The 22790-nt window shown below is 63.3% G+C and carries 16 protein-coding genes and 3 pseudogenes; 8 read left to right on the plus strand and 11 right to left on the minus strand.

The features are described from left to right. Positions 1 to 62 precede the first annotated feature (62 nt). The 4 genes from waaA to AC3WLY_RS18725 form a co-directional block, all read right to left on the minus strand. Positions 63 to 1409 carry a lipid IV(A) 3-deoxy-D-manno-octulosonic acid transferase gene (gene waaA / locus AC3WLY_RS18710; RefSeq protein WP_175962576.1) on the minus strand — a complete coding sequence of 449 codons (1347 nt, stop codon included), beginning with the start codon at positions 1407 to 1409 and terminating at the stop codon, positions 63 to 65. Between the two features lie 37 nt (positions 1410 to 1446). Further along, entirely contained in the window at positions 1447 to 2331 is an 885-nt protein-coding gene (gene kdoO / locus AC3WLY_RS18715; protein WP_425131275.1) for a Kdo hydroxylase KdoO, read from the minus strand. 25 nt (positions 2332 to 2356) lie between these two features. Next, positions 2357 to 3352, minus strand: a complete 996-nt coding sequence (waaC, locus tag AC3WLY_RS18720; protein WP_072436161.1) for a lipopolysaccharide heptosyltransferase I — start codon at positions 3350 to 3352, stop codon at positions 2357 to 2359. 174 nt (positions 3353 to 3526) lie between these two features. Further along, positions 3527 to 4921 (minus strand): phosphomannomutase/phosphoglucomutase, encoded by a 1395-nt coding sequence (locus AC3WLY_RS18725; RefSeq protein ID WP_492310621.1) that lies wholly within the window; start codon positions 4919 to 4921, stop codon positions 3527 to 3529. Between the two features lie 247 nt (positions 4922 to 5168). Between AC3WLY_RS18725 and AC3WLY_RS18730 the strand changes: the two genes are divergently transcribed. From AC3WLY_RS18730 to AC3WLY_RS18750, 5 genes are read left to right on the plus strand one after another with little or no spacing between them, the layout of a single operon-like run. Beyond that, complete coding sequence (locus AC3WLY_RS18730; RefSeq protein ID WP_492310622.1) at positions 5169 to 6425, plus strand: oligosaccharide flippase family protein; 1257 nt, start codon at positions 5169 to 5171, stop codon at positions 6423 to 6425. Continuing rightward, positions 6422 to 7246, plus strand: coding sequence for a glycosyltransferase (locus tag AC3WLY_RS18735; protein WP_204425927.1), 825 nt, complete (start codon positions 6422 to 6424; stop codon positions 7244 to 7246). Before AC3WLY_RS18730 ends, AC3WLY_RS18735 begins: the two co-directional genes overlap by 4 nt. 52 nt (positions 7247 to 7298) lie before the next feature. Further along, positions 7299 to 8435 carry a glycosyltransferase family 4 protein gene (locus tag AC3WLY_RS18740; RefSeq protein ID WP_492310623.1) on the plus strand — a complete coding sequence of 379 codons (1137 nt, stop codon included), beginning with the start codon at positions 7299 to 7301 and terminating at the stop codon, positions 8433 to 8435. 14 nt (positions 8436 to 8449) lie between these two features. Beyond that, positions 8450 to 9472, plus strand: a complete 1023-nt coding sequence (gene galE, locus AC3WLY_RS18745) for a UDP-glucose 4-epimerase GalE (RefSeq protein ID WP_492310624.1) — start codon at positions 8450 to 8452, stop codon at positions 9470 to 9472. 27 nt (positions 9473 to 9499) lie between these two features. Further along, positions 9500 to 10606, plus strand: coding sequence for an MraY family glycosyltransferase (locus AC3WLY_RS18750; protein ID WP_425131280.1), 1107 nt, complete (start codon positions 9500 to 9502; stop codon positions 10604 to 10606). A gap of 133 nt (positions 10607 to 10739) precedes the next feature. Here the strand turns inward: AC3WLY_RS18750 and AC3WLY_RS18755 are convergent, their stop codons facing one another. The 6 genes and pseudogenes from AC3WLY_RS18755 to AC3WLY_RS18780 form a co-directional block, all read right to left on the minus strand. Continuing rightward, positions 10740 to 13103 (minus strand): protease pro-enzyme activation domain-containing protein, encoded by a 2364-nt coding sequence (locus AC3WLY_RS18755; RefSeq protein ID WP_492310625.1) that lies wholly within the window; start codon positions 13101 to 13103, stop codon positions 10740 to 10742. A gap of 563 nt (positions 13104 to 13666) precedes the next feature. Continuing rightward, positions 13667 to 15547, minus strand: coding sequence for a polysaccharide biosynthesis protein (locus AC3WLY_RS18760; RefSeq protein WP_492310626.1), 1881 nt, complete (start codon positions 15545 to 15547; stop codon positions 13667 to 13669). A gap of 12 nt (positions 15548 to 15559) precedes the next feature. Then, entirely contained in the window at positions 15560 to 16576 is a 1017-nt protein-coding gene (locus tag AC3WLY_RS18765) for an MraY family glycosyltransferase (RefSeq protein ID WP_492310627.1), read from the minus strand. Positions 16577 to 16581: 5 nt separating this feature from the next. Beyond that, positions 16582 to 17547, minus strand: coding sequence for a UDP-glucose 4-epimerase family protein (locus AC3WLY_RS18770; protein ID WP_492310628.1), 966 nt, complete (start codon positions 17545 to 17547; stop codon positions 16582 to 16584). Continuing rightward, positions 17544 to 18389, minus strand: a complete 846-nt coding sequence (locus tag AC3WLY_RS18775; RefSeq protein WP_492310629.1) for a glycosyltransferase family protein — start codon at positions 18387 to 18389, stop codon at positions 17544 to 17546. The genes AC3WLY_RS18770 and AC3WLY_RS18775 overlap by 4 nt, the downstream gene beginning before the upstream one ends. Positions 18390 to 18734: 345 nt before the next feature. Continuing rightward, positions 18735 to 19012, minus strand: a pseudogene (locus tag AC3WLY_RS18780) (transposase); the annotation flags it as partial. A gap of 276 nt (positions 19013 to 19288) precedes the next feature. Here AC3WLY_RS18780 and AC3WLY_RS18785 point away from each other — a divergent pair. The 3 genes and pseudogenes from AC3WLY_RS18785 to AC3WLY_RS18795 all read left to right on the plus strand — a co-directional run bounded on the left by AC3WLY_RS18785 (position 19289) and on the right by AC3WLY_RS18795 (position 22280). Beyond that, positions 19289 to 20401: an acyltransferase family protein gene (locus AC3WLY_RS18785; protein WP_492310630.1), complete on the plus strand. Its 1113-nt coding sequence runs from the start codon at positions 19289 to 19291 to the stop codon at positions 20399 to 20401. Positions 20402 to 20601: 200 nt separating this feature from the next. Beyond that, positions 20602 to 20999: pseudogene (locus AC3WLY_RS18790) on the plus strand (transposase); the annotation flags it as partial. A gap of 255 nt (positions 21000 to 21254) precedes the next feature. Beyond that, a complete protein-coding gene (locus AC3WLY_RS18795; protein WP_492310631.1) occupies positions 21255 to 22280 on the plus strand; it encodes a phytanoyl-CoA dioxygenase family protein in 1026 nt (341 codons plus the stop codon). A 172-nt stretch (positions 22281 to 22452) separates the two neighbouring features. On the opposite strand, the pseudogene AC3WLY_RS18800 reads toward AC3WLY_RS18795, so the two are convergent. Continuing rightward, positions 22453 to 22695 (minus strand): annotated as a pseudogene (locus AC3WLY_RS18800) (integrase core domain-containing protein); the annotation flags it as partial. Between the last annotated feature and the right edge of the window lie 95 nt (positions 22696 to 22790).

Below are 22790 nucleotides of genomic sequence, written 5' to 3' on the forward strand. Positions count from 1 at the left end.
CAGCGCGGCGGCGGCACACGACGCCGCCACGCGTGCCCGGGGCGGCATCGCGCCGCCCTCGCCTATTCGTCGGAAGCGTCCTGCTGCTCACGCTCGCCGCGTTCGGCGGGCGGCAGCAGTGCCGCGAGCACGTCGACCGTGCGCGCGGTCGCGCCGCGGTGACGCGCCGCGAAGGCGGCGCCGGCCGCGCCCATCGCGATGCGCCGCGCCTTGTCGGCGAACAGCGCGTCGAGCACGTGCGCGAGATCGAGCGGATCCTCGACCTGCATCGCCGCGCCGGCCGCGACCGCATCGGCGGTCGCCTGCGTGAAGTTGAACACGTGCGGGCCGATCAGCACCGGCACGCCGACCGCGCACGCTTCGATCAGGTTCTGTCCGCCGAGCGGCAGCAGGCTGCCGCCGATGAACGCAACGTCGGCGGCCGCGTAATACGCGCCGAGTTCGCCCATCGAATCGCCGAGCAGCACCGTCACGTCGCCCGGCAGCGGTTCGGCAGCCGGGTGGCCGGCCGCGAGCGCGGCCGTGTCGGCGGCCCATGCCGAGCGTCGCACGCACTTGAGCCCGCTGCGCCCGACGAGCGCCTCGACCTCGGCGAAACGCTGCGGGTGGCGCGGCACGAGCACCAGCAGCGCGCCGGGCGTGCGCATCGCGGCGAACGCCTGCAGCACCAGCGCCTCCTCGTTCTCGCGCGTGCTGGCGGCGACCCACACGGGCCGCGCGCCGATCGCGTCGCGCCACGCATGGCCGCGCGCCGCGAGTTCCGGCGGCGTCGCCATGTCGAACTTCAGGTTGCCGAGCACGGTCACGTTGCGCGCGCCGAGCGACGTCAGCCGCTCCGCATCGGCCGGGCTCTGCGCGAGCACGCGCGAGAAGCCGCCGAACACGTCGCGCGTCGCCGCGCCGAACTTCGCCGCGCGCCGGAACGAACGCGCCGACATCCGCGCATTGGTCAGCACGAGCGGCACGTCCGCGCGGCGGCACTCGTCGATCAGCGTCGGCCACACCTCGGTTTCCATCACGAGGCCGAGCGTCGGCCGCCATGCGTGCAGGAAGCGCCGCACCAGGCCCGGCATGTCGTACGGCAGGTAGCAGCGCAGCACGCGATCGCCGAAGATCTGTTCGCCGGTCGCGCGGCCGCTCGGCGTCATGTGCGTGAGCAGGATCCGCGCATCGGGGCGCGCATGCATCAGCGCATCGATCAGCGGCTGCGCGGCGCGCGTTTCGCCGACCGATACCGCATGCACCCAGATCAGCGGCGCACGGTCGTCGCGCGAGCGGCCCGCCACACGGCCGAAACGTTCGCCGATGTGCTCGCGATAGCCGCGCTCCTTGCGCGAGCGCACATAAAGCCGGATGACCGCAGCGGGTGCGACGAGCCACCACAGCGCGCGATAGATCGCCCTCAGCATGCGACGGCCCCCGTATTGCTCCGAAGCAGGTGCGCGCTCAAACCAGCGCCCTGCCCGTCAGGCGCTCGAGAATGCCGAGCGGCGCGCATTCGCGGCGGACCATCGCGTCGACCGGCAGGAAGAACGTCTGCTCGAGCATGAACTGGCCGGACATCACAGCGTGCGAAGTCTGATCCGAGAAACATATCCACACGCTGCCCGGCGGGAACGGCATCGTCTGCTGCGGGCTCGTCTTCTGGTAGTCGAGATCGGCCTTCATGCTGTCGTGCAGGTTCAGCATCAGGTGGTCGTACGCGCTGCGCGGCGACTTCGTAACGTGCAGCAGGTTCAGCAGCCACGCGGAGCCGGGGAACTGCGGCCTGATGCGCGGCAGGAAACGCTTCGCGACGTCCTCGAACGGCTCGCCCACGCGCCACACGCGCGGTGCGCCGGCCGGGTTCACGTTCGTGAACACGCGCAGGATGCGCTCGCCGTAGTTCGGCCGCGACGGGAACGCGTCGACGTGCAGCCGGCTGTCGTCCTTGCGCCACGACGTCTGGCGCGTCTCGACCCGCATCAGCCGCAGGCTCGTCGGCGCGACGCGCAGCTTGCCGCGGTATTCGGGGAACAGGCCGTCGACGAGCGTGCCGGCCTGCTGCTGGAAGCGCGCGACGAGCGCGCGCACGGCCGACTGCGTGACGCTGTCGCCGAGCACGCCGGCGAGCGCGCCGCCGTTCGGCGCGAGGCTGATGTTCTTGCGTTTCGGATCGGCGAGCGCCGGATCGAGCAGCGCTTCCTCGCCGCCTTCGATCGCAAAGCGCAGGTGCGGGAAATACAGCACCTTGCCTTCCTCGACCGCGGCCAGCAGTTGCTCGCGCGGCGCCGACAGGTTGTGTCCGCTCCAGTCGGCGGACGGGACTTCGATGATCTGGGATTCGCTCATGATCGGTTCGCGTAATTGACAGGCGTTACAGGAGACCGAAGCCCGCGAGCGCCGACTTCACCTGCGCGATCGACGGGGGTTGCCCCGCCGTGCCGAGATTGACGACGTTCGGCGACCAGTAGCCGCCGGTTCGCCAGGCCGTCGCGAAATTGTACAGTTCGACCGTCGGACGCTTCAGCGCGGCCGCGATGTGAACCAGACCTGTATCAACCCCGACGGTCGCGGCCGCGCCGTCGATCAGACCGACCACGGCCGGCAGCGACAGCTTCGGCGGCACGATCGCCGCCGCGCCGAACTCCTTCGCGAGCCGCTCGCTCGTCGCGCGCTCCGCGTCGTTGCCCCACGGCAGCACGAGCGACGCGCCGCGCCGCACGAGCGCCTGGCCGAGCTCGATCCACGCGGCGTCCGGCCACTGCTTGTCGGCGCGCGACGTCGCATGGACGAACACCACGTACGGCACCGGCAGGTTCAGGCCGAGCGCGGCCACCGCGAGCGCCGCCGCACGCGTGTCGAGGCCGAAGTCGACCGGATCGGCCGGCGTCGGCACCGGGTCGCCGAGCGCGGCCGCGACGAGTTGCCGCGAGCGCTCGACGACGTGCGTGCGCGGCGCGATCGGCACACGCTTGCGGTAGAAGAAGCGCACGGGCCATTCGTAGCCGGCGCCGTCGGTGCGGTTGCCGAGCCCGACGAGCGGGCCGCGCGCCCAGCTCGCGACCCAGGCCGTCTTGATGAGGCCCTGGCAATCGATCACGAGGTCGTACTGCTCGGCCGCGAGGCGCCGGCGGAATGCGCGGATCTCGCGCCACGTGGCGCCCGAGAACGGCTTCTTGCGCCAGCGGCGCAGCGAGAACGGCAGCACCTCGCGCACGCCGTCGACGAGCCGCACGAGGTCGACGAAGCTTTCCTCGACGAGCCAGTCGATCTGCGCATCGGGGTGGCGGCGCCGGATATCGGCGATCACCGGCATGTTGTGCACGACGTCGCCCAGCGACGACACGCGCACGATCAGGATCTTTTGCACGCTGAAAAAACGCCGGCTGGCAGCCGGCGACAGACATAAAGGAGCGATTTTATCTCGCCCGGGGGAGCAGACAGACAAAAAGCGGCCGCACGCTGTGGCGTGCGCCGCTTTTCGGGGATGGCGCGACCGATGAATCGGTCGTCGTACCGTTGGCGGCCCACAGGCCGCCGACACTCAGAACGGCAGCTTGACGTCCGGCTTCGCGGCCGTCAGCACGCGGCGGAAGTCCTCCTGGATGCGCTTGAGCCCTTCCTGCGTCTCCGACTCGAAACGCATCACGACGACCGGCGTCGTGTTCGACGAACGCGCGAGGCCGAAGCCGTCCGGGTACTCGACGCGCAGGCCGTCGATCGTCACGACTTCCTCGGCGCCGTCGAACTTCGCCTCTTTCTGCAGCTTGTCGATCAGGCGGAAGTTCTCGCCCTCTTCGAGCCACAGCTGCAATTCGGGCGTGCTCATCGCGTCCGGCAGACCGTTGAGCAGCGCGCTCGGATCGGCCGTCTTCGCGAGGATCTCGAGCAGGCGCGCGCCCGTGTAGAGGCCGTCGTCGAAGCCGTACCAGCGATCCTTGAAGAACACGTGGCCGCTCATTTCGCCGGCGAGCGGCGCACCCGTCTCGCGCAGCTTCGCCTTCACGAGCGAGTGGCCCGTCTTCCACATCAGCGGCTCGCCGCCCTTCGACTTCACCCACTGCGCGAGGTGGCGCGTGCACTTCACGTCGTAGATGATCTGCGCGCCCGGGTTGCGCGACAGCACTTCTTCCGCGAACAGCATCAGCTGGCGGTCCGGATAGATGATCTGGCCGTCCTTCGTGACGACGCCGAGGCGGTCGCCGTCGCCGTCGAACGCGAAGCCGAGCTCGGCATCGGTGTCCTTCAGCGCCTGGATCACGTCCTGCAGGTTTTCCGGGTGCGCGGGATCGGGGTGGTGGTTCGGGAACGTGCCGTCGATGTCGGTGAAGCGCTCGACGAGTTCGCAGCCGAGCGCCTTGAACAGGCGCGTCGCGAGCGGGCCCGCGACGCCGTTGCCGGCGTCGACGACGAGCTTGATCGGCCGCGCGAGCTTCACGTCGCCGACGATGCGCGCGATGTACTGATCGGCGACGTCGACCTGCTCGTAGCTGCCGCTGCCCGTCTCGAAGCGCTCGTCGACGATGCGGCGGTACAGCGCCTGGATCTGCTCGCCGTAGATCGCGGCGCCGCGCAGCACCATCTTGAAGCCGTTGTAGTCGGGCGGGTTGTGGCTGCCCGTGACGACGATGCACGAATCGACGCGGCGCTCGCCGCCCTTCAGCGCAAGCGGCACGCTCGCCGCGAAATAGCCGACCGGCGTGGGCACCATGCCGACGTCGACGACGTCGACGCCCGCCGCACGCAGGCCGTCGGCGAGCGCGCCGACGAGTTCGGGCCCGGACAGGCGGCCGTCGCGCGCGACGACGACCGCGTCGCCGCCCTGCGCGCGCACTTCGCTGCCGAATGCCCGGCCGATCCCGCGCGCCGTGTCGACGTCGAGCGTCTTGCCGACCACGCCACGAATGTCATATGCCTTGAAGATGGATTGGGAGATCATCGATTCTCTTCTCTCTCGGTTGCGTGCATGGAAAATTGTCTGGCCGCGTCTCGCCGGTGCCGCGCATGATACATGCGGGCCCTGCGAAACAAGGAACGGAACGGCTGGAGCGGCCCCGATCCCACTTATAATCGCGGGTTTTGATGACGCGCATATCGCCCATTTTAATGCCTAGCCGACCCGCCGCCGCCAACCCGCAGCCTCCGGGCGCCCTGCCGGCCGCCCCGCGTACATGCGCCCGCCGCGCATGCTGAAGCGCTTCGGCAACCCGGATGTCGCGAAGGCCGTCGCGAACCTCGTCTGGCTGGGGCTCGAACGGCTCACGCAGATCGGCGTCGCGATCGCGATCAGCGGTCTTCTGGCCCGTTATTTCGGGCCGGATGTGTTCGGCAAATGGCAGTATGCGAATACGCTCCTCCTGGTACTGGCGCCGCTCACCTGGGTGTGCGGCGCGGAAATCCTCGTTCCGACCATCATCCAGCGCCCGCCTGCCCAGCTCGGCGCGGTGCTCGGCAGCGCGTTCGTGCTGCGCATCGCCGTCTCGGCCGCCGCGCTCGTCGCGACCTGGATCGCGATCGCCGCGGGCGCCTTCGATCCGCTGGTCGGCGCGATGCTCGCCGGCCTGGCCGTCACGATGGTGTTCCGCGAGCCGTTCGTCGGCGTGATCAACGCGTGGCTGCAGAGCATGACCTACAGCAAGCCGCAGCTCGTCACCAGCATGATCACCGCGCTGGCGAAGGCGCTGCTCGTCTGGCTGCTGGTCCGCGCGGCCGCCGGCCCCGCGCGCTTCGGGTGGCTGTGGGCGCTCGAGGCCGCCGCGATCGGCTTCGCGCTGCTGCTCTACTACCGGCATCGTAACGGCGGCGCGCTCGGCTGGACGTTCGATAAACCGCTGTTCAGGCACTTTGCGACGGCCGGCACCGTGTTCTGGCTCGGCCTCATCTGCATGTACCTGTTCCTGAAGCTCGACCGCCTGATGCTCGAGCGCCACGTGTCGTTCGCCGATCTCGGCCGCTACTCGGCCGCGCAGCAGCTCAACGAGAACTGGATCACGCTCGCGCTGATGCTCGCGCAGACCATCGCGCCCGCATTCGTCTACCGCGTGCAGGACGTCGCGCGGCTGCGCCGCAACATCGTCCGGCTGATCGCGATGACGGCCTGCCTGATGACGGCCGGCGCGCTCGTGCTCGACGCGGCCGCCCCGCTAATCGTCGGCAAGGTGTTCGGCCGCGGCTACGAAGCATCGGTCGACATCTTCCGCTGGGCCGTCTGGCTGTCCGTGCCGGCCGGCATCGAGGCGATAGGCAATCTTATCGTTCTCAAATATCAAGCAAAATTCGTGTTGCTGTCGAAATGGCTGCTCGCGCTCGCGATCGCCGCACTCGTCAACCTGTTCGCGATCCCGCGGCTCGGCCTGTACGGCGCGCTCGTCGGGCTGGCCGCCGGCTACCTGGCCGCGGCCGCCGTCAATTTTTATTACATCCGTTTCAAGCTGCAAACATGACGCCCCCCGATTGCCCGCCCCCGCTCGACGACGTGGCTGTACTGATGCCGGCCTACAACGGGCACGACGACGTCGTCCGGACCCTCGCGTCGTTTCGCGAGGACGCGCCCGTGCACGTGCTGATCGTCGACGACGGCAGCACGCCGCCGATCGTCGCGCCCGACCTGCCCGGCCTCGCGATCGAGGTGCTGCGCATGCCGCGCAACGGCGGCATCGAGCGCGCGCTCGCGGCCGGCATCGACGCGCTCGCGGCACGCGGCTTCCGCTACGCGGCGCGCATCGACGCGGGCGATCTCGCCGCGCCGCAGCGCCTCGCGAAGGAGCGTGCGTATCTCGGCGCCCATCCGCGCGTGGCCTGCGTCGGCATGTGGACGCAGGTCGTGTCGCGCGCCGGCGAACCGCGTTTCATGCTGACGCCGCCCGCCGATCCGCGCACGCTGCGCCGCACGCGCTTCCTGCGCTCGCCGCTCGTGCATCCGTCGGTGATGCTGCGCATCGACGCCGTGCTGGAGGTCGGCAACTATCGCGCGAAATACCGCGCGGCCGAGGATCTCGATCTTTTTTTACGGTTAATGCAACGCTACGATTGCGCGAACCTGCCGGAACTCGGCCTTTATTACGAACTCAACGAGGGCGGGATCAGCGCGACCAAGCGCCGGCGCCAGCTGGTGTCGACGCTGTCGCTGCTGCTGCGCCACTTCAACGCGCTGAACCCGTACGACTGGGCCGGCCTCGCCAAGAACCTGCTGCATTTCGTGACGCCGTACCGCACGCTGCAGCGGATCAAGCGGACGCTGTTCGCCGCGCGGCCGTCCGCTTGAGCGCGGATCCGGCCCCTTCGGCATTTTCGACGCTTTATTTTTTTCTTTTTTCATGTCCGCCACCTCCCCGCTGCGCATCGCGCTCGTCTGCAACACGGCCTGGGCGATCTACACGTACCGCCACGGTTTGATCCGTGCGCTCGTCGCGCGCGGCGCCGAGGTCATCGTGATAGCGCCGCACGACCGCACGGTGCCGCTGCTCGAGCAGATGGGCTGCCGCTACGTGGCGCTCGCGGTCGCGTCGAAAGGCACGAGCCCGCGCGAGGATCTCGGCACGCTCGCCGCGCTGGTGCGTCACTACCGTGCACTGAAGCCCGATCTCGTGTTCCATTACACGATCAAGCCGAACATCTACGGCTCGATCGCCGCATGGCTCGCGCGCGTGCCGTCGATCGCGGTGACGACGGGGCTCGGTTATGTATTCATCCAGAAAAGCCGCGCGGCCAGCGTCGCGAAACGCCTGTACCGCTTCGCGTTCCGCTTCCCGCGTGAAGTCTGGTTCCTGAACCGCGACGATCTCGCAACGTTCACCGACGAGCAGCTGCTCGCGCATCCCGACCGCGCGCGGCTGCTGCACGGCGAAGGCGTCGACCTCGAACAGTTCGCGCCCGTGCCGCTGCCCGCCGGCGACGCGCCCGTCTTCATCCTGATCGGCCGGCTGCTGTGGGACAAGGGCGTGCGCGAATACGTCGAGGCCGCGCGCATCGTGCGGGCCCGCTACCCGAACGCGCGCTTCCAGTTGCTCGGGCCGCTCGGCGTCGACAATCCGAGCGCGATCGGCCGCGCGGATGTCGACGCGTGGGTCGGCGAAGGCATCGTCGAGTATCTCGGCGAAGCGCATGACGTGCGCCCGCATATCGCGGCCGCCGACTGCGTCGTGCTGCCGTCGTACCGCGAAGGCGTGCCGCGCACGCTGATGGAAGCCTCGGCGATGGGCCGCCCGATCGTCGCGACCGACGTGCCGGGCTGCCGCGACGTCGTCGCCGACGGCGAAACGGGTTTCCTGTGCCGCGTGCGCGACAGCGCGAGCCTCGCGGAGCAACTGCTCCGCACGATCGAACTCGGAACGGCCGGACGCGACGCGATGGGCGCGCGCGGCCGGCAGAAGGTCACCGCGGAATTCGACGAGCAGCAGGTCGTCGAACGTTACCGGCAGACCATTCATTCGTTGACAGGCATCACCCTCTGAAGGAGCGCATCAGCATGACCGCTAAAGGCACCATCCTCGTTACCGGCGGTGCGGGCTACATCGGCTCGCACACGGCCGTCGAGCTGCTCGACAACGGCTACGATGTCGTGATCGTCGACAACCTCGTCAACAGCAAGGCCGAGTCCGTGCGGCGCATCGAGCAGATCACGGGCAGGACGCCCGCGTTCCACCAGGTCGACGTGTGCGACGAAGCCGCGCTCGCGAAGGTGTTCGACGCGCACCCGATCACCGGCACGATCCACTTCGCGGCGCTCAAGGCCGTCGGCGAATCGGTCGCGAAACCGCTCGAGTATTACCAGAACAACATCGGCGGCCTGCTCGCCGTGCTCAAGGTCATGCGCGAGCGCAACGTCAGGCAGTTCGTGTTCAGCTCGTCGGCAACCGTGTACGGCGTGCCCGAGCGCTCGCCGATCGACGAGTCGTTCCCGTTGTCGGCGACGAACCCGTACGGCCAGTCGAAGCTGATCGCCGAGCAGATCCTGCGCGATCTCGAGGTGTCCGACCCGGCATGGCGCGTCGCGACGCTGCGCTACTTCAACCCGGTCGGCGCGCATGCGAGCGGGCTGATCGGCGAGGATCCGGCCGGCATCCCGAACAACCTGATGCCGTATGTCGCGCAGGTCGCCGTCGGCAAGCTGGAAAAGCTGCGCGTGTTCGGCTCCGACTACCCGACGCCGGACGGCACGGGCGTGCGCGACTACATCCACGTCGTCGATCTCGCGAAGGGGCACATCGCCGCGCTCGACGCGCTGGCGAAGCGCGACGCGAGCTTCGTCGTGAACCTCGGCACGGGCCAGGGCTACAGCGTACTGGAAGTCGTGCGCGCGTTCGAGAAGGCATCGGGCCGCCCGGTGCCGTACGAACTGGTCGCGCGCCGCCCGGGCGATATCGCCGAGTGCTACGCGAACCCCCAGGCCGCGGCCGACATCATCGGCTGGCGCGCGACGCTCGGTATTGAAGAAATGTGTGCCGACCACTGGCGATGGCAGGAGGGCAACCCGCGCGGTTTTGTATAATCCGCTGTCCATTTTTCGAGCGATCCCATGCTCAGCTTCGCGTCCGGCTTCATCGTCTCCCTGCTCGTCACGCTGTTCATCGTGCGCTACGCGCACCTTCACGAGAAATTCTCGGTCGACAGCGATCTGGCCGGCGTGCAGAAATTCCACGTGCGGCCCGTGCCGCGCGTTGGGGGCATCGGGATCCTCGCGGGCGTCGTCATTGCCGCGCTGGTGCTGTCCCGGCACTACCCGACGATCTCCGGCAGCATTCTCGGGATCGTTGCTTGCGGGATGCCCGCTTTCCTGTCGGGGCTCGTCGAGGACCTGACCAAGCGCGTGTCGCCGCGCGCGCGGCTGCTGTGCACGATGGGCGCGGCCGCGCTCGCGTTCTGGCTGCTGGACATCCACGTCACGCGCATCAGCGTGCCACCGCTCGATTTTCTGCTCCGCTACGTTGCGATTTCCGCGTTCGTGACCGTGCTCGCGGTCGCGGCGCTTGCCAACGCGATCAACATCATCGACGGATTCAACGGGCTCGCGTCGATGGTCAGCTTCATGATGTTCGCGTCGCTCGCGTATGTTGCGTTCCATGTCGGCGACCCGGTCGTCATGTCCGCGTCGATCATCATGATGGGGGCCGTGCTCGGGTTTTTCCTGTGGAATTTCCCCGCCGGGCTGATCTTTCTCGGTGACGGCGGCGCGTATTTCATCGGGTTCATGCTCGCGGAACTCGCGATCATGCTCGTGATGCGCAATCGCGAAGTGTCAGCTTGGTATCCGGTGCTGCTTTTTATGTACCCGATCTTCGAGACGTGCTTCTCGATCTACCGGAAGAAGTTCATCCGCGGGATGTCGCCCGGCATTCCGGACGGCGTGCATCTGCACATGCTCGTGTACAAGCGGCTGATGCGCTGGGCTGTGGGGACCAAGCATGCGCATGATCTGACGCGGCGGAATTCGCTTACTTCACCTTATCTGTGGCTGCTGTGCCTCGTCGCGGTGATTCCCGCGACGCTGTTCTGGCGGCATACCGTGCATCTGTTCGTGTTCGTCGTGCTGTTCGCGCTGACGTATGTGTGGCTTTATCTCAGCATCGTGCGGTTCAGGGCGCCGAGGTGGATGGTGGTGAGGAAGGAGAAGCGGGGGCATTGAGGGGAACTGGCGGCTACGATTTTTCGTCGACCAGTGCATTGTGCGCCCGGTTCTGCGCACGCCCTCCGATGGCGGCAAGCCGCTATCGCCGACGAAGGGCGTAAAGGCGCTGACGGGAATCGACGCGGAAACCCTAGCTTCCCGTGGTATTGGTGCTCCAGTGCGGCACCTGCGCATAGATTACAACGTTGCCGTCGTCCTGAACGTAAGTGGCTGCCCCCGGATTTCCACTGGTGTTGGAATACCAGAGCGGTGTGTGCGTCGAACTGTAGACCACCAGATTGCCATCCGTCTGCATCGTGGCATAGGCGCCCGCATGACCGAAAGTACCGGAATTCCATTGCGGAACGCCTTGGCGAAGCAGCACCAGATTACCGTCGCCCTGCATGACCAAAACATTCGCGCCGTTGCCTGACGTAAAATTTTGACCGTTGCTGATCGTGACACCACCATTCCAGACCGCAGCGCCACTCGGGGAGTTTGTATAGCCCGTCGTAGCGGTCGCGGTGGAAAATACCGGCACATGCGTCTCATAAATCACCATGTTGCCATCGTCTTGCACGGCGAGATGCTGGTCATAAGACGTGCCGTAGGTAGACGACGACCAGAGTGCCTTGCCACCCGCGCCATAAACGACGAAATTTCCATCAAGCTGGAAAGCGGCATAGGCTCCCGAGTTTCCGGACGTTCCGGAATTCCACACTGCGACGCCATTCGCCATGTTGTAAAGCACGAGGTTGCCGTCATATTGCATGACGAGTTCATGGTTCCTGGACGGTGAATACAGTATTTGCCCCGGGTTCAGCGTTGTACCTTCGTTGATATTGCCGCCGTAGATCGGTGGCGTCGGAACGCACATTGCGGAATGCAATACGCTCACATTTGGGGTGCCCCAGCCAGTGACGAAGTCCCATCCCGGGCCCGCGCTGTATGCTCCGTTCGTTCCGCTGGAAATATCGCGAAAAATGGACGGAGTTGTCGCTTGAAAGCCGTATAAGCTCGGTGCGGCGAATCCCGGGTTCGCCGCACAACTGCCGGAGAGGATGCGCGCCCATGTTGCGGCAAACAGGGGAGCAGCCAGACTCGTCCCGCCCCATTGCTGAAGTTGTCCCCCGACAATGATCAGCGCGCCACTGTTGGGATCCGCGTCAAACGCGAGATCCGGAATGCCGCGATAGGCTCGCCCATTGAGCGGAGACACGTTGGACTGCCACGAGGGAATGGGTTCAACGGCGCTGATGCCACCACCACCGGAGCCCCATGCTGTCTCGCCGGCATAGCTTCCGTCCGCGTTCGTGTACAGGGTTGTGCCGCCCAAGGCTACGACATAGGGCGAGCTGGCAGGATATTCCACCGAGGTTCCTGAGCAACCATAGGCAACGCTGCCTGAATCTCCAGTGCTGACGGAGAAAGTCTGCCCCTGAGCTACGGCCAGTTTGAGCAACTGATCGATTGACGCAGTGGGTGCCCAACTCTCGCATCCGCCGATCGACATGTTCACGACCCGAGCGGTATTGTCCGCCACGGCCCGGTTGATGGCGCTGGCCATATCGCTCCACGCAAAGGATGACGCAACGTAAAAATTGAGTTGTCTAACGCCACCGGACATTCCGACGATGCTCTGGCTATCGAGCGACCATTCCGAGGTCGCACTCGTATCAGCGCTTGGCGTTCCAGCATTGATCACCGAAACGGGTACAGCGGGCAACCGGTTGTTATTTTCGAACGTAGTCAGGTCCGCAAGAGATTGCGACAGATTCCCTTCTGCAATGATGCCCACGGTGATGTTGCCGGCCGTCGGGGTGTTGCCCACCGAGTAGATGCCGGGAAAAGCCGTAGGGTTATGACCTGCCGCGACTGCCGCCGTTGTCGGCGATGCGCTTGTATTCGATCCACTCTCGCGGACGGTGGCCCGGACACCATGTGTATGCAAGCGGGTTGCCGTATCCAATCCTAAAACCGACCGAACAATGCCGCTGATGGCATCGGGCATCGTCTCGGCAGTAGTGTTTATATGCGTCTGACTGCCATCCGCCATTGCGACCGATACCAGTGTCGTACGGAACACGCCAGAAACCACATCGGCTGGCGCATCGGCTTCGACAAGCATATTGTTGCCAGCGGCCTTGATGTTCGTGAAGCCATTGTTTTGCAAATAGGCTTTCACGGCGGAAACCTGCCCGGCAGTAGGAGCGTACCTCGCAGCGACTTGCGCCGAACTCAGCACGGCTCCGAAGCTGGCGTTGCCTGGCGTCCTTGCTCGCTGCAGAAAACCATCCAATTCGGCTTCGTTGTTTAGCCTCAAAACTAACGCAACATGAATGGGCGCCGCAGCGCTCAACGGCGTTGAGCTCACAACATTCCCCGAAGCCCTCAATCCCGACAATTTGTACGCCTGCGCCGTCCCCGCCGTTGAATTGTCGCCATCCCCGCAGCCACCTAGCGCTAACGCCGCAAGCGCCACGATCAAAGATCCTGCAATATGCTTGGTTTTCATTGGATTGGTCTCAAATTTTGATTATTTATTAAACTTCTTACGCCCCCGGCTTTAACAACCTATCGTCGGTAGTAACTTTTCGTTGGCTCCGATTATGCAACGCACGGAGAGAAAGAAAGCGAGAGCGAGAGCGAGAGCGAGAGCGAGAGCGAGAGCGAGAGTGAATAGGCTCAGTTCAAGTCCGAAATTATCTCGACCTGCACTCATCCAATCGAACTCAGCTTCCTTTGTTAAACATACGCAGGAACCGACCGACAGTCAATCAGACCAGATGAACTTCATGGAAGTTAATATTGTCAATCCACAATCGGACACGGACAATATTTCCGCATTCATTGCGCAACCGGCATGCAATCACAAGCGCCTAGCGGACATTATGATTTACAAGAAATTTAATATGTTTTCGGTTGGCTGACGGAGCTCGCGATGTGCGCCACCGTACCGATCTCCGATTGCTACTTATCTACCGCTGCCTGCCAAACAAAAATGCCGTTCAGCGTTTTACTGAACGGCACAGGTTCCATGATCCATCTGGCTTTATTTACGCGAGCGCATCGAGTCGATCATTTGCCCGAGATAGCGCGCCTCGGCACGCTTTGCAACACCGGCGTCACCGTGGTCTGGTACTCAGGCACCCAGCGCCGCAAATCGCGCCGCACCTCGTCATCGGACAGCACGCGGTGCTGCATCAGCCACGGCAGCAATTCATCGAGCAGGTTGTCCGGCACTTCACGCGCGCGCGCGATCCGCAGTTTCGGATGAGGTGTGCGCGTCGTCGCCTCGTCGTCCGCGAGCAGCTCCTCGTAGAGCTTCTCGCCCGGCCGCAGCCCGGTGAATTCGATGCGGATCTGTTCTTCCGAGAAACCGTACAGGCGGATCAGATCGCGCGCCAGATCGACGATCTTCACCGGCTCGCCCATGTCGAGAATGAAAATCTCGCCACCGCGCCCCATGCTCGACGCCTGCAGCACGAGCTGCGACGCCTCCGGAATCGTCATGAAGAACCGTGTGATCTCCGGGTGCGTGACCGTCACCGGGCCGCCCTTCGCGATCTGCTGCTGGAATTTCGGGATCACGCTGCCCGCGCTGCCGAGCACGTTGCCGAAGCGCACGGTCTCGAACTGCGTGCGCCCACTCGTCTGTTGCAACGCCTGGCAGGCCATTTCGGCGAGGCGCTTGCTCGCGCCCATCACGTTGGTCGGATTGACGGCCTTGTCGGTCGAGATCAGCACGAAGTGACGCACGTCGTGGCGGATCGCCGCGCGCGCAACGCGGTAGGTACCCAGCACGTTGTTGCGCAGCGCCTGCCACGCGTTGTGCTCCTCCATCAGCGGCACGTGCTTGTAGGCGGCTGCATGGAACACGATGTGCGGCGCATGGCGCGACATCACCTGATCGAGCAGCAGCGAATCCTTCGCATCGCCGATGATCGGCAGGACCGGCAGGTCGGGGAAGCGCTCGCGCAGTTCCTCGGTGAGCCGGTACATCGCGTACTCGGACAGGTCGAACGCGACAAGCTGCGCCGGTATGAAACGCAGGATCTGCCGGCACAGCTCGGAGCCGATCGAGCCGCCCGCGCCCGTCACCATCACGACGCGGCCGCGCAGCAGCGCCTCGACGTGCGGCGTGTCGATCGTCACGGCGTCGCGACCGAGCAGATCCTCGAGATCGATGTTCCGCACCTGCGACAGGAAGCCCTGCCCCGGCATCAGTGCGGTCAGCGAAGGCAGCACCATCGCCTTCACGCCGGCACGCACGCACAGCGTCGCGACGCGACGCTGCGTTTCGACCGAAGCCGACGGAATCGCGATGATCGCGTACTCGACCTTCATTGCGTCGGTCCAGTGCTTCAGGTCGTTGAACGAGCCGAGCACCTTGTAGCCGTAGATTTCACGACCCTGCTTCGTGACGTCGTCGTCGAGCAGGCCGACGAGGCGCCATTCGCCGGAGCGCGACAGCTCGCGCGCAAGGCTCGCGCCGGCCGTGCCCGCGCCGAGCACCAGCACCGGCTTGCCCTTGCCGACGAGGCCGCCGTACAGGTAATACTCCTTCGTCGCGCGATAGAGCGCACGTGCACCGCCCATCGCTAGGAACAGCATCAGCGGCGACACGAGCAGCACCGAGCGCGGAATAATCGGCTGCGGCTGGAACATCACGGCGCCAATCATCACGATCACACCGCCGCCGACAACCGCCTTCGAGATCCGAACGAGGTCGGGGAGGCTCGCGAATACCCAAAGGCCGCGATAGAGGCCGAACACGAGGAACATCAGCGCGTAGACGGGCAGCACCCAGACGAGCGCCATCAACGCGCCGCCCATGAAGTCGGACGGAACGCTCCCGTTGAACCGGACAAGATAAGCGAACAACCACGCGGCGGTGACCGCCGTCAGGTCAAACAGGAAAGCGCTCAGCGAAAGCCATGATGCTTTGGATCGCAACATCGGCGGGAAACCTCAAGAGTTATTTTCGGCGGCCGACTGAAACCGGCGCCAACGCATGTCGATCACCAATCCGATACATGCCAGGACGCCGTACCACGCGAAGAACGACAGCCACTGCTGCAGTTCCGGGCGGCCCTTTGCCCACACAGCGACGATTATGCCTGCAAGCATGATGAGGTACCAATAAAGAGCAGTCCGGCGGTGACCTACGCCCGCCCGAACCATCCTCTGATAATAGTGCTCCCGGTGCGCCTGCCAGAACTTTTCGCCACGTAACAGACGTCTCAAAAGTGTTACAGATGCGTCGGCGATAAAGGGCGCGAACACCAGCGCCGGAAACCAGATCGGCCACACGCCCGCGCGCCAGCCCCAGTAGCCGAGCGCTCCGGCCAGGAATCCGAGCGGAATCGACCCGGCATCGCCAAGAAACAGCCGGGCCGGGTGGAAATTCAGCAGCAGGAAGCCAAGCGCGGTGCCGGCGACAGCCGACCCGGCCACGGCCAGATCCGGCGACGGCGTCGGGCTAGCCAGAGCCGCGATCGCATACGCGCCGAAGCCGAACAATGCCATGCCGCCCGCGAGGCCGTCGGCGCCGTCCATGAAGTTGTACAGATTCGTCAGCCAGACCATCACGAAACCGACGCCCGCCAGCAGCCACCACGGAGCATCGGCCGGAAACACGACGATCAGCACGGCGACCGCCGCGAGGTGCGCCGAGAACCGCACGCGGGCCGGCAGCCCGCGCCGGTCGTCAATCTGGGAAATAGCGGCAAGCCCTGCGGCGGCAACGGCGATCAGCCACAAGTGCGGTGCCAGTGCGAGCAGTGCGACGACGCAGACCGGTACGATGCCCCACCCGCCGACGCGCGGCGTCGGCAGCGTATGGAGCGAACGGTCGTTCGGAATGTCGGTGGCAAGGCGCCACGCGAGGCCGGTCGCGAGCAGCATGCGCAGGATGGCCGCCGATGCGATGGCAGCGGCCAGCGCCACCGCGACCGCTTCGGGCCACGTGGATATCGGGAAATGCATGTCGGCTATTGTTGCGTATCGCGCGAACGATACCATGCGGCGGTCGCTTCGAGGCCCTGTCGAGTCGTATAAGGCGGATGCCAGCCGAGCACGCGCGTGATCCGGCGCGTATCGAGCTGGAGGCTGCCGGTCAGGCGGTCGATCGCCGCGCGGCGGCCGGTCAGTGTGCCGAGCGCTCGCAGCACGGCTGACGGGACGGCGATCAGGCGGACCGGCTTGCCAAGTACGTCGCCGACGAGACGTAGCAGGCCCGTGACCGACGGTGCGTCGTCGTCGGCGACGTGGAAGCATTCGCCGGCCGCGCGCGGATCGATCGCGCATTGCAGCAGTGCGTCGGCAAGGTTGTCGACGTAGACGATGCTGCGGCGTGCCGCGATGGAGCCGAGCGGCAGCGGCATTCCGCGCGCTACCGCATCCATCATCTTCAGGAAGTTGGCGCGGACGCCGGGACCATAGACGAGCGGCGGACGAACCACGACAACGCCGAGCCCTGCAGACGCGCAGAAATGCGCAAGTTGCTGCTCCGCCCGCAGCTTCGACCGCCCGTACGCGTCCTGCGGATCAGGTTTCACGGCTTCCGACAGCGGCACTCCGCCGTCGCCCTCGCCGACCGCCTTGATGCTGCTCGCGAACACGATTCGGCGAACGCCGTGCCGGCGCGCGGCGTCGGCGAGACGCAGCGTGCCGGCGACATTGGTCGCATCGAACGCGGCGTCCGGATCGGGCGACTCGTCACGCATCACGTGCACGCGGGCGGCAAGATGAATCACGCAGTCGGCGGCCAGATTGGCTGGCCAGCCTTCATCAAGGCTTTCGAAATCGGCGGCATCGTGCACCCATTCGCGCACGCCGGCGACGCAATCGCCTGCGCGCCTTACCAGGGCGGTAACGGTATGCCCAGCGTCCAGCGCGCGGCGGCAAACCGCGCGACCGACAAAGCCGTTTGCACCGGTGACGACGAGATGACTCACCATAGCCTCCAACCGAAGCGGTTGTAGAACTTCAAGGCCGATGCGGCAAACATGCGGATGTGTGCGAAACCCTTGCGGGATGCACCACCGCCGTGATGGATCACACGGACCGACGGGACGTAGGCGACACGCGCGACATCATGGGTGCGCAGGCTGAGGTCGTAGTCTTCGAAGTAGAGGAAGTAGCGCGGGTCGAAGCCGCCCAGCTTCTTCAGCACGTCGGTGCGGAACAGCATGAAGCAACCGCTGACGATGGGGGGGTCCCAGACGATGTCGTGGTCGTTGATTACGTCGCGCATTTCGTAGCGGGCGAGGCGCTGCGCAAAAAAACGGCGCAAGCGTACGGGCAGAAAGCCGCGCGCGAACAAGTCGATCGCCGACGGATAGCGCCGACACAGAAACTGTTGCCCGCCCGCGTCATCACCTATCCACGGCGTCAGCAAGCCGACCTCCGGATTCGCCTCGAAGAAATCGCAAGCAGCAGCTAGTGCGGCGGTATCGAGATCGATATCCGGATTCAATATCAAATGGTGACGACTTGTGGTCTGCGCGATTGCAAGGTTATGTCCGCGACCATAGCCGACGTTACCGTGCCCCGTCAGCACCCGGTACGGCACGCCCAGAGATTCCAGCTTGGTTTTCACCGCGTGCATGGTTTCTAGGCCGCCATTGTCGACCATGAATAATTCGATCGATATACCGGGCCAGATCGCTCGCAATCGCCCGCACGCCGCGCCGACGCTACCGAGCGTCTGCATCAGTGCCACATGATCGGGACGATACACAACTATGGATATCGACAAGCTACCGAGCGGCTTGGCTGACACGATAGCGTCATTCATGTGCATATGGCCCCGCGAATGCTGAGCAGCACTATCAAACGTTGGTTGCCTATCACGAAAATTTTTGAGTTTGCTCAGTTTTGCTAGATCGGGCAAGTAGGCCCTGATGCTTGTCGTCTATTGCTGCCAAAGTCGCATTTACTGCGAGAATCGACAACTGGATAGCCATCGCTCACCACCGCCGCCTGCAGGGCAGATTCGATGCACGACAGACCCCTCGTTGTCGACTTGGATGATACCCTCATTCGTTCGAACATCGTGATCGAGTCCGGGTCTGGTCCGCGGTGGCAAGCCGGAAGTGAAAGCCCAGCTCGCGGATGCAACTGTCAAGTGCGTGACCCGCTAACGGCGCCGAGAAGGCTTCAGAGCTTTTTTGACAGCACGTTCCGCAGCATAGCCTTGTTCAACAATAAATCGACCACGAGCCGCTTGCGCTTCGCGTTCTCGTCTTCATGCTGCGTCAGCCGGCGCAGTTCCGAAGGCGACAGCCCACCACATTTCGTTCGCCACTTGCAAAACGTCGCGGCACTGGTTCCCATTTTGCGACATACCTTCGCGACCGGTGTACCTAGCTGTAAAACACAACAAAAAAATCTACCCGTTAATAGAATCGAGAACGCTATTACTTTTTTTGATTTTGAAGATTTATGCGCCGAACAATGTCCACTTCATTTTTTACTCGAGCGCAATCGTAGGCAATCACTGGGGCGATCCTTGGCAAGGGTCGGATTCGGTACGGTGCGTTCGAGGTGGCCACGGCCAACTCCACGCCTCTCGCGCGCGGCACTCTAGCATCCCGAACGTCTGTCTCGAAATCAGTGCCCCCGTAAGTCACCGGCGCTGGAGGCCTTGGAGCGGCAGTGCTATGATGCCAGTCGCTTCCTCTCCCGAACCGAAAAATGCCTCCTTCAAAGCTTGGCTTTATCGACGCGTTACGCGGTCTTGCTGCGCTGTACGTCCTGCTTTATCACTTCACCCCAATCACGACACCGCAGGCGGCGACACCACTCTGGATTGCCCCCTTCACCGGACTCGGCGGATCGGGGGTAACCCTGTTCTTCGTGGTCAGCGCATTCACACTCTGCCTGTCGATGGATGCACGGCGACAGGATGAAGCAACGCCGCTGCTCAATTACTATTTGCGGCGCTTTTTTCGCATCGCACCCCTGTTTTATGTCTGGATCATATTGTATTGCATCCGAGACAAGATTATTTTCGATGCAACCCATCCCTTTTCGGAAATTTCCCGGAGCGTGTTTTTCGTATTGAATTTATCCCCAGGCCACGAACAAGGTTTTGTATGGGCAAGCTGGACGCTCGGCGTCGAAATGCTGTTTTACATTTTCTTCCCTGCAATCTTTCAGCGCGCTGGTAATATCGGACGCGCGCTGGCCTTTTACTTCGGTACGCTGCTAATGCGTGCGCTATGGCATGCCACGGTACCCCACCTTGTCGCGGACCAAGCCACCGCAGCAACGTATTACAATTTTAGCCTTCTGCATCATTTGCCGACATTCGCGTTGGGCATCGTCGCCTATCACGCATATAGGCTCCTTGACGTCGAACGCGTCCGGCGCTACGGTGGAGGCGAGTTGCTGACGACCGCCGCTATCGCCTCTCTGCTCGGATTGGCATACGGGCTTGTCCAGATCGACATGTTCGACGGACTAACGCTCCAGGCTCTCATCTACGGTACGCTGTTGATCGGTCTCGCAATCAAGGCCCCGGTAATCCTGGTCAATCGTGTTACGCGCTTTTACGGCAAGATCAGCTACTCCGTCTACTTGAGCCACGCTACGATCATCTTCCTCATGTCGAAGCTGTTCACCGCCATTTATTCGCACTTTGCTTATGTGACGATCGCATACTTCCTGTCGATCGCGACAGCGCTGGCGGCGGTTACCTTGGTGTCGTCGCTCACCTACCGCTTCGTCGAAACGCCAGGCAATAACCTCGGCAAGGCAGCTATCAGAGCGATCCAGCGCTGGCGCACAAGCAATCTGGCGACATAAATCCGACCACTATCGTCAGCATGGCTACTCGCCGCGTCCAGTGGCAAATTCCAGGCGCGGTTATGTCCGACGCCCCATTGCGATATCGCTGGAATTCCGGCGCCGGGAAGAAGGGGGCACGCACGCTGATCTGTTATAGAAATCCTGGACAGAAATGAGTGTTAGTGTTTCGGAGCGAGTTTCCCAATGTGAACGGGAGGTTGGCGACGAAACGCAAACAGTACTCGGTGGAGCAGATCGTGGCCGCGTTCAAGCAGGCTGAGCTGGGCATGCCGGTGGCGGACCTGATCCGGCAGCTGGGGATTTCCGAGCAGACGTATTACCGCTGGAAGAAACAGTACGCGGGCCTGGAATCGAACCAGGTCCGCGAGCCGAAGCAGCTCCAGGACGAGAATGCGCGGCTCAAGAAGCTGGTCGCGGAGCTGAGCCTGGACAAGGCGATCCTGCAGGATATCGCCACAAAAAGGTGGCCCCGCCCGCGCTGAAGAGGCAGGCCGTGACCTACATCATGGATCACTACGGCCTCAACACGCAGCGGGCGTGCCGCCTGATCAAACAGGCGCGCAGTACCCACTACTATCGCAGCGTCAAGGATCCGCATGTAACCGGCGTAGCACGCCAGCCTCCGCCCGATCAGGATCTTGACTTCATCATTCAGTTTTGTCATGTGGTCCCGCGGTCAATGTCGGGTCAAGGCGGTGGGACGTTTATCATTGGCGCGCGACCTTCGCTGCGCGCGGCGCCACAAACGAAAAACCGCTCGAGGGAGGCAGTGAACACACTCGCGGTCCGACAATGGTGATAGCATCGATGCAGACCATTTCAAGAACCAAAACAATCTCACAACAAGCCTATGCAAATCGAAAATTCGGTAAAATTGAAGCCCCGTCCTTGGTTCATGGATGACTCGCAAGTTGAGGTCAAGCTTGCCGGTTTGGATGAAGAGGTAAGACATCATGCTCAGAACATCGTCGAGCATGGTTTCACCGTCATTCGTGGCTCGCTCCCAAAAGATCGATGTGCATATCTCGTCGAGCGGTTCAAATCATTTGCGTCGGCCAATCTGGATAAATTTCAGAAGTTCCTAGATTCAGATGGTCACTATCCACGAATCGTCAATCTGCATGCAGCGATGCCGGAGTTGTTCACTCTTTTCTCGGAAAATCGCATCGCATATCGCGTGCAGGAAGCACTCTTCGACGCGACACCTAGCCTATATACGTCCCTGTTCTATGAGCGCGGCTCGGCACAAACGCCTCATCGAGACACCCCAGTATTTTCCACGAAGCCCGAGTATTTTTACTTTGGTGTTTGGGTAGCTCTTGAAGATGCCAATCTTGAGAATGGTGCCCTGCAGGTCTATCGCGGCGGCCATAAAATACCGGAACTCGACCGTGAGAGACTCGCGTTGAACAGATTCAAAACACTGGCCGACATTCCCCCCACGTCAAACGACCTATGGGTCGATTATCAGAGCGAAGTCGTGCGGCGTTGCGAAGATGCCGGTTTGCAAATCGAGTCACTTTGCGTCGAGGCGGGTGACACCGTCATCTGGCATCCCCAATTGCCTCACGGTGGCGGTCCAATCGCGAATCTGGCTAAAAGTCGGTTCAGCTTTGTCATGCACACGACGCCCGTCGGCGTTCCGGTATATCACCAGGACAAGTTCTTCAATCCGAATGCCGAAGCCCCTATTGATGCCCCCTGGTGGTACGAAGAAATCGACGGTGCTCATCGTGTCACACATACGGAAGTGAACTTCGCGCACAAGGAATCATTTACAGCTTCCAGTTTTGTTGTGCCAAAAGAGGTAACGTCGGCCCCTCAACAGGCTGGCAACAAGGGATTGTTGGGATCTCTCCGAAAAATCCTCGGATGATCTACTGGCTGGGCGGCTGCTCGAAGTTGACGCAGTCGACTGTCGTCCAGTCAATGATCACTTGAGAGTCTGAACTGACCCCGCAAAGTTGGACGGGTTGTAACGGCTAGGGCTGACAGGGGCTGAACCCCTTGGGTTTTCTGGACAGAGCTGAGCGTTAGTGTCCGGCGTTTCAGGAGCCTTCGGTCGTAGGCCGAAGGCTGTATTGCCGGGCGAATTCGCCCGGCGTCAAATCCTTGAGCGCCATGTGAGGTCGAGCCTCATTGTAGTCCCGGCGCCATGCCTCAATCTCGCGTTTAGCCGCCGCCAACGACGCGAACCAGTGCAGGTTCAGACACTCGTCACGAAACGATCCGTTGAATGTCTCGATGAAGCTGTTATCCGTGGGCTTGCCGGGACGGCTGAAGTCGATCTGCGCCTTGTAGTGGTAGGCCGTAAGCGGCTAGCGAACCCATCTTGAGTTTGACCGAGACGCTTGGGAGTATCGTGTCCACCTAACGAATAAGCGGA

Source organism: Burkholderia sp. FW306-1C-G01B (assembly GCF_058781685.1).

What these genes read in the sequence shown, in the direction of transcription:
- galE (WP_492310624.1), top strand. Translation starts at nt 8,450, where the DNA reads ATGACCGCTAAAGGCACCATCCTCGTTACCGGCGGTGCGGGCTACATC.
- AC3WLY_RS18785 (WP_492310630.1), top strand. Translation starts at nt 19,289, where the DNA reads ATGCCTCCTTCAAAGCTTGGCTTTATCGACGCGTTACGCGGTCTTGCT.
- kdoO (WP_425131275.1), bottom strand. Translation starts at nt 2,331, where the DNA reads ATGAGCGAATCCCAGATCATCGAAGTCCCGTCCGCCGACTGGAGCGGA.
- waaA (WP_175962576.1), bottom strand. Translation starts at nt 1,409, where the DNA reads ATGCTGAGGGCGATCTATCGCGCGCTGTGGTGGCTCGTCGCACCCGCT.
- AC3WLY_RS18795 (WP_492310631.1), top strand. Translation starts at nt 21,255, where the DNA reads ATGCAAATCGAAAATTCGGTAAAATTGAAGCCCCGTCCTTGGTTCATG.
- AC3WLY_RS18735 (WP_204425927.1), top strand. Translation starts at nt 6,422, where the DNA reads ATGACGCCCCCCGATTGCCCGCCCCCGCTCGACGACGTGGCTGTACTG.
- AC3WLY_RS18725 (WP_492310621.1), bottom strand. Translation starts at nt 4,921, where the DNA reads ATGATCTCCCAATCCATCTTCAAGGCATATGACATTCGTGGCGTGGTC.
- AC3WLY_RS18775 (WP_492310629.1), bottom strand. Translation starts at nt 18,389, where the DNA reads ATGAATGACGCTATCGTGTCAGCCAAGCCGCTCGGTAGCTTGTCGATA.
- AC3WLY_RS18765 (WP_492310627.1), bottom strand. Translation starts at nt 16,576, where the DNA reads ATGCATTTCCCGATATCCACGTGGCCCGAAGCGGTCGCGGTGGCGCTG.
- AC3WLY_RS18750 (WP_425131280.1), top strand. Translation starts at nt 9,500, where the DNA reads ATGCTCAGCTTCGCGTCCGGCTTCATCGTCTCCCTGCTCGTCACGCTG.
- AC3WLY_RS18730 (WP_492310622.1), top strand. Translation starts at nt 5,169, where the DNA reads ATGCTGAAGCGCTTCGGCAACCCGGATGTCGCGAAGGCCGTCGCGAAC.
- AC3WLY_RS18740 (WP_492310623.1), top strand. Translation starts at nt 7,299, where the DNA reads ATGTCCGCCACCTCCCCGCTGCGCATCGCGCTCGTCTGCAACACGGCC.
- AC3WLY_RS18760 (WP_492310626.1), bottom strand. Translation starts at nt 15,547, where the DNA reads ATGTTGCGATCCAAAGCATCATGGCTTTCGCTGAGCGCTTTCCTGTTT.
- AC3WLY_RS18755 (WP_492310625.1), bottom strand. Translation starts at nt 13,103, where the DNA reads ATGAAAACCAAGCATATTGCAGGATCTTTGATCGTGGCGCTTGCGGCG.